The 10,598-nt window shown below is 36.8% G+C and carries 10 protein-coding genes; 7 read left to right on the forward strand and 3 right to left on the reverse strand.

Translation table 11 applies throughout. The features are described from left to right. Positions 1–115 precede the first annotated feature (115 nt). Both BIZ38_RS21180 and BIZ38_RS21185 read right to left on the reverse strand, forming a co-directional pair. Entirely contained in the window at positions 116–2,890 is a 2,775-nt protein-coding gene (locus BIZ38_RS21180; RefSeq protein WP_187491237.1) for a collagenase, read from the reverse strand. 435 nt (positions 2,891–3,325) lie between these two features. Then, a complete protein-coding gene (locus BIZ38_RS21185; RefSeq protein ID WP_187491238.1) occupies positions 3,326–3,472 on the reverse strand; it encodes a hypothetical protein in 147 nt (48 codons plus the stop codon). Between the two features lie 159 nt (positions 3,473–3,631). Between BIZ38_RS21185 and BIZ38_RS21190 the strand changes: the two genes are divergently transcribed. Together BIZ38_RS21190 and BIZ38_RS21195 are read left to right on the forward strand one after the other, a co-directional pair. Beyond that, the gene (locus BIZ38_RS21190) at positions 3,632–4,339 is read left to right on the forward strand and encodes a hypothetical protein (RefSeq protein ID WP_187491239.1); all 708 of its coding nucleotides are present in this window, start codon (positions 3,632–3,634) and stop codon (positions 4,337–4,339) included. Between the two features lie 82 nt (positions 4,340–4,421). After that, positions 4,422–5,216, forward strand: coding sequence for a hypothetical protein (locus BIZ38_RS21195; protein ID WP_187491240.1), 795 nt, complete (start codon positions 4,422–4,424; stop codon positions 5,214–5,216). 20 nt (positions 5,217–5,236) lie between these two features. On the opposite strand, the gene BIZ38_RS21200 is transcribed toward BIZ38_RS21195, so the two are convergent. After that, positions 5,237–5,806, reverse strand: a complete 570-nt coding sequence (locus BIZ38_RS21200; RefSeq protein WP_187491241.1) for an ankyrin repeat domain-containing protein — start codon at positions 5,804–5,806, stop codon at positions 5,237–5,239. Positions 5,807–6,855: 1,049 nt separating this feature from the next. Between BIZ38_RS21200 and BIZ38_RS21205 the strand changes: the two genes are divergently transcribed. From BIZ38_RS21205 to BIZ38_RS21225, 5 genes are all read left to right on the forward strand, one after another. Next, on the forward strand, positions 6,856–7,992 hold the full coding sequence (locus BIZ38_RS21205) for a PD-(D/E)XK nuclease-like domain-containing protein (protein WP_187491242.1): 1,137 nt from the start codon (positions 6,856–6,858) through the stop codon (positions 7,990–7,992). A 60-nt stretch (positions 7,993–8,052) separates the two neighbouring features. Beyond that, entirely contained in the window at positions 8,053–8,265 is a 213-nt protein-coding gene (locus tag BIZ38_RS21210) for a hypothetical protein (protein WP_187491243.1), read from the forward strand. A gap of 21 nt (positions 8,266–8,286) precedes the next feature. Continuing rightward, positions 8,287–8,838: a recombinase RecT gene (locus BIZ38_RS21215; protein ID WP_262387641.1), complete on the forward strand. Its 552-nt coding sequence runs from the start codon at positions 8,287–8,289 to the stop codon at positions 8,836–8,838. Beyond that, positions 8,838–9,749 carry a hypothetical protein gene (locus BIZ38_RS21220; RefSeq protein ID WP_187491245.1) on the forward strand — a complete coding sequence of 304 codons (912 nt, stop codon included), beginning with the start codon at positions 8,838–8,840 and terminating at the stop codon, positions 9,747–9,749. The genes BIZ38_RS21215 and BIZ38_RS21220 overlap by 1 nt, the downstream gene beginning before the upstream one ends. Beyond that, the coding region (locus BIZ38_RS21225) for a hypothetical protein (protein ID WP_187491246.1) at positions 9,750–10,598 on the forward strand (849 nt) is incomplete at its 3' end.

The raw sequence follows: 10,598 nt of genomic DNA on the forward strand, positions 1-10,598 counted from the left end.
ATTATCGAAGTTGGATTTTGGATCTGAGAAAAAAGAAGCAGCCTAGCCGTTAAGCTAGACTGTAGAAGCCCAGTGATCAGAGCGAAGCGATGTCGCTGGATAGTTCACATCTTAACTAACGACACCCTTGACTGTTAAAGTCGACGACTAAGCTTGCACCAGTGCTATTACCAGCTACTTTTAGGTAGCCCCAGTATTCACTCTGGCCTGAAATATAAATACACTCTCCATTTCCGCTATTATTTGACTCAGCCACTTCATTGTTACCATTTGGCCAACCACTTGCAGCGTAGCTTAGACTTAAATCACCACTACCATTAGCGGTGGTGATCGCAATACCATTTTGGCCTTGAACATCTGCAATGCTAAACCACATAGGATCGCTATTACCTAGACAAATTACTTCGCCATCATTTAAGCGGCCACTGCTTCGGCTACCTTGACTAGCACACACATCTGGCACGTTAGAAGTCACTTGGGTAAATGATGCTGTTAACTGAACGTTATCAAATGCATTATAACCTCTAACCATCACATGGTATCGGCCTACTTGTGCAGGATTTATAGCACACGACTCTTCGTTACCACCAATGTAAGGGCGACAATCATATATAGCTTCACTCGGTGCTGCTTCAAAACTTACATATAAATCCGCATCACCTGTACCACCAGTTAAATTAAACATAAGGTCGCTGGCGCCTGAAGGAACATCAAAAGTGAAATATAAAAATTCATCTTGAGCGCCACTGATGTTAATTGGCTGGCTATTCAATAGCACACCATCATCAACACTACTGTCAGCTTCGATAGTTGCTACTGTAGTGACAGTTTGGCTTGCACCTTCATTATCAACCACAGTTAATGTTATGGTGTATTCTCCTGCACTTGTGTAACTATGAGTAGGATTTGCCAGATTTGAACTGCTACCATCGCCAAAGTTCCATTGATAACTGGCGATACTACCATCGCTATCATTACTACCATTACTCGTGAAGCTAATATTGTTATTTTGCATGCCAGAATATGGGCCATTAATTTGTGCTATTGGTGGGGTATTAGTGCTCGTACCTGCAACTAAGTCATCGCACCACTGTACAAATTCATTCTCATAGTTATTGGCCCACTCTACAGTTTTTGATTTATAGGCACTCCAATTACCAGTGCGGGTATGAGCCAACATGGCATCAAGTTCGTTGTTGTGACGTTCAAACATAAAGCGAACAGCTAAGTAACCCCAGCGATAAATTCGATCTTGATCAAATCCATCATAGGTGGTGTCAAAAACTTGCGCTAGTGTATAGCGCGAGCCATCACTAATAGTGGCTTTTGCAGCATCGTTGTTATTTAAATTAGCAACATACTCTGCAACCCCTTCAGACCACCAGACAATATCTTCTGTGGGTGCGTTAAAGTCACCATATAAGTCGAAACGGCCATCTAAATAGTGAACATACTCGTGCTCTAAGTTCCATACATAGTGCTCTGCATTGGCATAACTTGCTTCATAAGCTATAAAATTAGCTTGGTTGCCAGCTACAGATGGGTCACCTTCTAAATACATACCGCCATTGTTAGTATTTATACCAAAGATAGCACCTGCGTACTTGCTATAATCGTCACTACTGTCAAAAATATTTACTTGTAAAAAGTTATTGTTGTCATCAGCAACAGGGGTGTTATTTGTGGCTAGCTTATTATGAAAAAGCCCTTCTTCAGCGCCCATAGCATCACATGCTGCTGCATGTTGAATAGCCGTCATATTTTGCGAGCGAATTTTTATAGTACTACTACAGCTATAATTTTGTGACAACGCTTGTTGAGTTAGTTCATCAACAAAGCCACAAATACCGTAGTCATTACAATCTGCGTAATAACTTACAGAATCAGCTGCTGCAAGCCATACTGCATCACCATAACCAAAACTGTTATAGGTGCTAAAAATAGCTTTCAAACCAGTATCAACACTTGCTTGTATTGGCGTGCCTGAATATTGTTTTAAACGAGCTAGTTCACTGGCAGCGTTAACAATCAAGTACTGTGCATCTGAGTCTATCATCCACTGCTTTTGAGTAAATGCGCTTAGCTTAGCAACTAAGTCAGTATCAGTGCCGATAGCGGTTACAAATGCATCATTCCACTGGCCACGATAAAGTAGCGTGAAAATACCATTAACAGCACTACGCATATTCCATTTTGCAGCATAACTCTCATTGAAGCGCGTTAACCACTGCTTTACCACGTTTAAGTAACGATGCTGCTGCTCAGCACTATCCATAGTTATGATAACTTCAGCAAGTGTTTTACCGTGTCCATCATTATCATCATAAAAGTGGCTATTGTTTACAAATGCATCTATAGCATCAACTACTGCAGGTTGTACCCAAGAACTAAAATTCACGTCACCGTTGTAAAACTCAACATAAAAACCCGCACGCAAATATAAAAACAGCGCTTCTAAGTCAACATCTCCACCACCAGCATAAGTCTGTGAGAGTGACTTAGCATGATTTGCAACGGCATACATGTTATCTGAACTGTAAACTTGACTCTGAATAGAGGATGGAGCACTAAATAGTTCATTAATACAACTAGCACCTTGGCTTTTAAGTTCAGTGATAATTGTACTAGTGCTTGCACTTGCCATCGCAGCTAAATCACAACTGACAACGGCGGCTTGGCTGCGCATCATAAATTGATTAAGTTGTTGTGGCTGCTTTTGCAACTCAGCTATAGGGGCTTTTTCATTATGTTGGTGATCTACACCGTGATGATGTGTGCGCTCAACTTCTGCATTTTTTGGTGTAAACAAGCGCTCTTGCAGGTTAGCTGATTGAGCTAAAGAGCTTGCTCCAAGTATAGGTAGCGCCAGAATTAATGTTTTTATTTTCATAATTTACCTTTGATAATTATTGTTTTCTCTATCCAACCCGGAAAGAGAAACACTTTTGTAACATAAAATTATCATTGTATACAATATATTTTATATTTGCATAGCAGTGTAAGTAGATCCTGTTGATGGTTTGACGAAAGAAATAAGGTCTGAAGTTAACCTATATTTCAACTAAGAAAACAAAGTCATTAAATATTTAGGATGAGAAGTATGGCTAGAAAGGACAAAGCTGTAGATATGCGTAAATGTAAATACACCCTAAACTAAAGATAAACTTGCATAATGTAAAAGTAACGAAATTAACAGCTCTTAAAATTAAAATAGTTTTAAGTTGGCCACACTCAGGTCATCATTTGTTTAGATGTTAGTATTTACTATCTAGAAAAGGTAAGGGAGCAAATGGCGCTCTCGGAATGGTCGAGCCTACAACTTAACCTACGAAGAGCAACGATTTTCATCTTTAATAATCAACCCTTGCCAACTTTCATATGCTGGGCCGCCTTGGTTTCCTCCACCAGTTACAGCGAATACTTTGCTGGGAAAAATAAATGACAACCCAAACAATATGGCGAATTTGTTCATGCAAAAATCCTTTAGTTTCTTCAATAACCCCCACAAATTTGGGGTTTATACGGAGCATAAATGCTGACCTGCTGATTTATCAAATTTAAGTTTTTCTAAAAATGCGCGTTTTTAAACATCCTGTATCGTTACTTTTGAAATTCAAATTTGGAGAAATGCATGAAAACTTTAAAACGTCACCTATTAATCGCGATCACTGTACTAACAGTTTCAGCATGTTCTAGTAACGGTATTCATGAAAAAATTGAACAGATAGAAGTTGCTCACCAAAAGCAAGTTGATAAAAAAACCGAAAAAATGGACCAACTCATTAATAGTATTCCAGATTGGTACTTAGATGTATCACAATCTGACTCAACAGGTGTATTTGGCGTTGGATACGGTTCATCAAACAAACCTCCTTTTGCATTAAAAGCAGCCGAGCTCAGAGCTAAATTTGATGTAGCAAAGAGCTTTAAGCAGCTTATCTCTGGCCAAGAGCGTTCATATGAAAACCAGACTCTAAATTCAAACCTTGAGACTCAAATTAATATGCTTATTGATTCAATTGTCGAAGAAGTTAGTGTTGCCGGTGCGCAGAGAGTAAAGCGTGAATTGTATAATGTTGATGGAGTAGCAAATGCATATGTTCTTGTAAAAATGCCTTATGAAGAATATAACCGAGAAATACAGTCTTTGCGTGCTAAAACAGTAGAAGAGAAAATGTCTGTTGCATTCGATGAACTTGAAAAGCGACTGCAGAATAGAAAGAGCGATGAACAAAAAGCAATTCAAGCCACTCACCAGCGTGATGTTGAGCTTAAAGAGCTTGAAATCAAAAAAGAGGTAGAGCTACGAAAAGCTGAGCAACCTCAAAATAAAAAGTAAATTTTTAAAAATATTAGATTTTTTTTTGCCTCTATATGTTGCGTATATCTGTACATTATTAAGCATACATATGGGGGCTTTTATGTTTACAAACCTGAATAAATACTCAAAATATCAAAACTCAAAGTGGTTTATCATTGCCATTTTACTTTGCTCTATTTTATCAATAGTTTATTTGCAATTACGTCACCCCGCTGACAACTCTAGTGTAGAGCCAACTTTTGACTACTCAACTATTATCGATCACTTTAATGGCAAGCTTAACCAAGGTACATTTCTGTTCTCTGAACCGGTTACTTGGAACGGCCAATTTATTCCTGTTGAGAGTTATGCTGGAATAAACCTTAAAAGTTTAAGCAGCGAGTATGCTGATGGTTTAGTTTTATATTGGCTTCATCGTATAAAGTTTGCCTCTACTGAAGAGACTGGTGTCATAAAAGACAGTTTTGAGGCTGTAAAATCATTACCTTATGACATCAACGAAGCTAATTTAGAATTCTTAGATTGTAGCCTAACTGAAAAATGTGATTATAAAAAACTTATAAATAACTTCAGCAACTCAGCTTGGGTACCATTTTGGGCAATGAAGGCAGATATTGAGTATGTTAAGAGCAAAAGTGATGAACTAAATGAGCTTAACATTTCTGCTATTAGTGGCTTAGAGTTTTTCGAGCTTCGTAACAATGCCGGTCATGTTGAAATCATACCACCAGCACTTGCTGACTACTTAATAACCATACCTTTTTATCTGAATTGCAAAACCAACAATCAAAAGCTTTTGATGTACTTATACGAGGTTAAAACTAGGTTTCCACAGCTAAGCACGATAGTTGATGAATTCATGAGTATGGCTTCAAAAAGTCAGTGTGAAGGTTAACCTTCACACTGAAAACTTACCTACTGCTTAGATAGAGCGTCTCTTAGAGGTTTAAACCTATCATCAACTTTAAAGATCTCAACTTCGTACAAATTACTGACAACTTCATTAATTTCAGAGCTTGTATATAAATTGTGTTCTAATAAGAACTTTATTGTTTCAGGTTTATTATTTGATGAAGAGCCTCTTTGTAATAATGAATAAACAACAGATTCTGTATGAGTATCATCAAAACTGTTTTCTTCACTATTTATAGAAAACTTTTCAAATTTTACACCCAAAATTGATAGATATTCTGCTAATTCATAATTTCCATTTGCTAAAGCGCTATTTAACAAAGTTGTATTGTCATCATTTCGGCTATAGGGATCTAACCCTAAATTAATAAGAACTTCAAAATTCTTAGGGTTATGCCTTACTGAATAATCAAGCATTGAGGAAAAGTTAAGATCAAATTGCATTTCAGCCAATTTATTAAAAAGCAATCCCGCATCATGTCCTTTCATACGAATTATCGAATCTAAAATGGAAATACCTTTTTCATTCCTCCTTTGTATGTCACTCTCACTGAGCTCACCTGCATCTAACATTTTTATTAATTAGTCCGTCAATGTAACACCGCTACTTTTTGATTCTCTATATATCCGCAATGCATAGTACATTAGAATTAGGCAGCTTTACCTTTTGAGTTTTTTCAGTATTCATTTTGGAATCAATAATCTTTTTAGGAGCGTCATTTTCAGGCTCACTTCTCAAAAGAGAAAAGTTATCTAATTTTCTATAAGTGTTAAAAAATCCTATATCATTTGAATTTACAAACCATAAAGTAGTGACAACCCCAAAAAAAGGAAGTAACGCAAGCAAAAACTGTTATATATTTTTCATTTTTTTATTTCAGATTTCCTATCTAATTTCATAACAAGTAACCTAACCTCTATATAGACTAACAACCCAACAAACACATACTCAATGTTATTAGGGATGAAACCCTGTTCAATGAAGCCATTAGATTTAAGATAGAAATATATAAATAGCCAAAAAACGATTAGGCTCGCAGACTTTAAGTATTGCAAGTTATTCCCTTATTAAAATGCACATTCATGTAGTAATTTTTCACTCAGAGCAACAAACCAATTTATAGCCTTGTATCAAGAGTTTCACCAACCAACCCACAAAACGCTTATCCTAAGAGATAGGTGTTAATTGCTCCCAAGGTACCAAAACAATAACACAAACGCGAATAAGAATCGATAACAATTTGGGGTGTTATTTCTTTTAATGCTTATGCAAATATTGATTAATCATGGTAGAGGTATAGCATTTTGTCATAATGTATTCTTCTCCCCACCAAACAACATTAGGGAGGTTATAATTAATTTGCGGATATCGATTTTTCATCGGATAAAGGCAACTGTAGCAGCTGCGTTATTTCTGCAAAATAACTTATCAAAATTCTCTGAGAAAACTCATTAATCGACGCGAAGCGGCGTCGATGGGTAATACACTTGTCCATAATATTAATCTATATGGAACTAAAAATTCTCATCATTAACTTTGAATCATAGGTTTTCTTCTTCAGTTCAGCACGAAAAAATCTCTATGACATGATGTTACTACTTTAAATAAGTAGAGCAAGAACATGGCATCAGCAAATCTAAAAGTTCAAGAAACAGAAAAACCTACAGAATGGTTTAACACTATTCTGCCTGCATACGATGATTTAGGTAATCCAAACTTTTTGGACTCTAATGGTGATCTTGTTGAAGGTATTTATAGCGGTGTGCCAAATTCTGTTTACCACGAATTAGATGCTCATAGCTCATCTCTGATTAAAGAGTTAGCGAAAAACACACCAGCTCATGTATTTCGTCAATATTTTTCTAATGAGGAAAGAAAACGAACTGCTGCACAAAGAAACACTCTTGATACTGGCACTTATGGTCATGAGTTAATATTAGAGCCAATTGGTTTTTATGATCGCTATTTCCGTGTACCTCTTGCCATTGAGTATCCTACAGCGCTTCACACAAGTGCTGAGCTAAAGGACGCATTAAAAGCCGCAGGTCAAAAGGTCTCAGGCACTAAATCAGAGTTAGTTAAGCGCTTGTTAGATGCTAAACCAAACACCCTAATTTTTGATGATTTGATTGCAAAATCCATAATAAAAGGCGCTGGAGTCAAAGCCTACAACGAAGCTGTAAAAATGGTGGAAGAAAATAAGTGTTCTAGCCTATTAGCTGCTTTCAACGATGGAGCGCTTTCACACATAACCCATAAGACACCAATAGATGGTTTAGTCTGGGATGACGCCCATAGAATTTTGGATACATTCAAATCTCACGCTAGAGCTAAGCGATTAATTTCAAATGGTTTTGCGGAACTTACTGTAATAGCGCGAGATCCTGACTCTGGATTAATGCTTAAAGTAAAATTCGATTACATTAACAAGCATGCAATTGCCAGTGATGTTAAGTCTACTCGTTCAGCCAATCCAAATAAGTTTAGATTCCAATGCCGAGACCTTCGATATGACGTTCAAGAGAGTTTCTATAAGTATGTTGCGAATTTAGCAGGTATTCCCGTTAAATTGTTTGCTTTTATCGGTGTTGAATATTTAGAGGCTGATATATGCGAGGTTTTTGAGTTGAAACGTACCCGCCAGATGATTGCTCATAATGACATGAAGAAAGCAATTGCAACTCTTAAAGAATGTTTAGATAGCGAAAACTGGTATGGATACACCAAAAACGATGAGGTCGTTGTTATTGACTGGTAATAAGCGCGATTTTTTAAATCAAATATTCTAATTACATATCCAAGTTCAACGGTGAGCGTTATGAGTTTATCACTTCAAGAATATCAAAATTTATTGTACGGAAAATTAACAGCATGCAAAGGCCAGTTTGATGCTTATCTTTCCGAAAATGGTTATAAGCTAGACTTTAATACAGAGCTAAACTACGTCTATCAAATCGTTATGTCTGGATTAAACGTAGAATATAGCTTCCCTTACACTCCAGTTGAGTCCGTAATCAGTTCATTTTTATAAGCTGCAAAAATAGGCCTTTCACTGTGCCCTACTGAGCAGCTTTGCTTTTTAAAAACTGAATATAGTGAATCATCAGGCCAATATGTGACTCAATTAGGATTAGGCTACAAGGGAATTCTTAAACTTGCTTACCGTTCTGGAAAAGTAAAACAAATTAATGCGAATGTTTTTTATGAAAAAGACAATTTCCAATACAACGGTGTAAATTCAAAAGTTACCCACACTACAACCGTACTATCTAAAGCAATGCGTGGACAATTAGCCGGTGGCTATTGTCAAACGGAGCTAATTGATGGTTCTTTTAAGACTACAGTCATGCCTCCTGAGGAGATTTTAGCTATTGAAGAGCAAGGTAAGGCGATGGGCAATGAAGCGTGGCTTTCAGTACATGTGGATCAAATGAGGGAGAAAACCCTTATTAAACGTCACTGGAAGACTCTCTGCCCTTGTATTTATAGAGATAGTGTTATGAATGACCCAATGTTGTTTGATGATCAAGATTGTCAGCACAGCTCCAATCAGCAAGCTTATGAAGAACAATTCGAAAGTGCTTATTCACGTGAGGCGTACTAATGTTATCAGTTCAAATTGAAAAGCTAATCAAATCTACTTCAGACAATATTAAACAGTGGGAAACATTGTTCAACTTGGCTTCACATTCTCATTATTCCGCTTTGATTAAAGAGTGCGCCCTAGATGACGTTGTTGCGACAATTAAAGAAATGGATATGTTGATCGGCTCTCTTAGTCCTGAGCTGCTTAACCTAGTAAACATAAGAGTTAGGAAACATCCCTACACTACTGCATATTGTCTGTTTCCTGCACTAAATACAGATAATGTAATTGCCTACCTTGAAACTCAAGGTATTGTAAAAAGCTATGAACTTGCAGTGGTTTATGACAACGATAAGTTTTCAATTGATGTTAGCTCAAACAAAGTATCTCACGTTAAAGGCGATAGTACTCAGGAGGCTTCATACTCTGGTTGCTATTTATTAGAGTTTGAAAATGGTACAAGCAAAGTTTGGTATATGGATGAGTATGAAATGCACTCTGCTTTTGATGCATGGCAAAACAACGTATTTGGGGGTATGGATGTATTCAACAATACACTTGAATGGGCTGGTTTTGCATTAATTCTTCGTGCCTTGAAAACACTAGAAATGCAGGATAGCGTAATTAGCCATCCAATCTTACCCGTTTTAAAAAGCCGATTAACTTCATATTACTCTGATTTCTTTAAGTACTACAAAGAGGCTAATAACGATAAGTTTGCTAGCTGCGTAATTACTTCACAGTACGTTTCAACAGAAGGTGGAGAACTTGAAGAAGCATTAAAAAAACTAGATGACATCATTGAACCACCTGCAAATATTATCGTACTAGGCCAACATAACCGCCAAGTGAGTAATGAAGATACCGAAATGAATGAAGCATCAGAAGATCAGTGCGAATTTTATAACCTTGATTTTGGAGTTATCTGAATGATTAAAGTTGAGTCAGAAATTTTAAATAAATCGGGAAAGCGTGAGAACTGGCGTGAAATTGCATTTTTCGCAAGCGATGACGAAACACAGTTTGAAGTTAGAGAGTATTATGGCCAGCAAAAAATAAGTTATATGAAAGAAACGGCTCGCTTGCCATTCGACTGCCTTGGCATTGCTCGAATGAACTACTCTAACATGCTTCGAACTAGGGTTATTGATGGATATGAACCTATCGAGCAATTAAAGACTAAAGTTCCGTGTTTGCCATTTAGCAATTTTAAGCCTCCTATGTATAAGTGTGACTTTGACGTGCCTTTTGCAGAACAGCTTAGCAAAATAAATGACCCTGTTGTTATTCCTGTACAGCAAGGTAAGCGGGCTTATATAAAACTTGGCCAAGAATCGATTAATTCAATACAAGCTGTAGATATTAAAGGAAATGCTTTCACATTAGACAAAAAAATTCAGGAAATGCTTGCCTCTAAAGTTGCAATTGGAAGCTTTGAAAGTGGCGTTTTAGAAACGTATATCCTCGATGATGGCTCAGTCTGCTTATACGATGTGCTCATGCTAAATGGTACTGAGATTAACTTTAGCTATAAAGATAGACAGAAGTCATTAAAAGGAATGTTTGGCCATAAAAGTGGATTTACTTACCCGGATACGCTTGAAGTAAATACAGACCTTAAATCTCACCCTGGTAGACATTTTATTGTTAAAGACAATAGAGTGTCATGCTTGGATAGCAGAACCTTTGTAATACCAAATTTTTACAGTGTAAAAGTATTGATTGAGGAAAAGTATAGCTATAGACCAGGTTATTATAAGGTAATGTTTACAACACCT

The organism is Pseudoalteromonas sp. BZK2 (genome assembly GCF_014349195.1).
GTDB classification, from domain to species: domain Bacteria; phylum Pseudomonadota; class Gammaproteobacteria; order Enterobacterales; family Alteromonadaceae; genus Pseudoalteromonas; species Pseudoalteromonas simplex.

What these genes read in the sequence shown, in the direction of transcription:
- BIZ38_RS21180 (WP_187491237.1), bottom strand. Translation starts at nt 2,890, where the DNA reads ATGAAAATAAAAACATTAATTCTGGCGCTACCTATACTTGGAGCAAGC.
- BIZ38_RS21185 (WP_187491238.1), bottom strand. Translation starts at nt 3,472, where the DNA reads ATGAACAAATTCGCCATATTGTTTGGGTTGTCATTTATTTTTCCCAGC.
- BIZ38_RS21190 (WP_187491239.1), top strand. Translation starts at nt 3,632, where the DNA reads ATGAAAACTTTAAAACGTCACCTATTAATCGCGATCACTGTACTAACA.
- BIZ38_RS21195 (WP_187491240.1), top strand. Translation starts at nt 4,422, where the DNA reads ATGTTTACAAACCTGAATAAATACTCAAAATATCAAAACTCAAAGTGG.
- BIZ38_RS21200 (WP_187491241.1), bottom strand. Translation starts at nt 5,806, where the DNA reads ATGTTAGATGCAGGTGAGCTCAGTGAGAGTGACATACAAAGGAGGAAT.
- BIZ38_RS21205 (WP_187491242.1), top strand. Translation starts at nt 6,856, where the DNA reads ATGGCATCAGCAAATCTAAAAGTTCAAGAAACAGAAAAACCTACAGAA.
- BIZ38_RS21210 (WP_187491243.1), top strand. Translation starts at nt 8,053, where the DNA reads ATGAGTTTATCACTTCAAGAATATCAAAATTTATTGTACGGAAAATTA.
- BIZ38_RS21220 (WP_187491245.1), top strand. Translation starts at nt 8,838, where the DNA reads ATGTTATCAGTTCAAATTGAAAAGCTAATCAAATCTACTTCAGACAAT.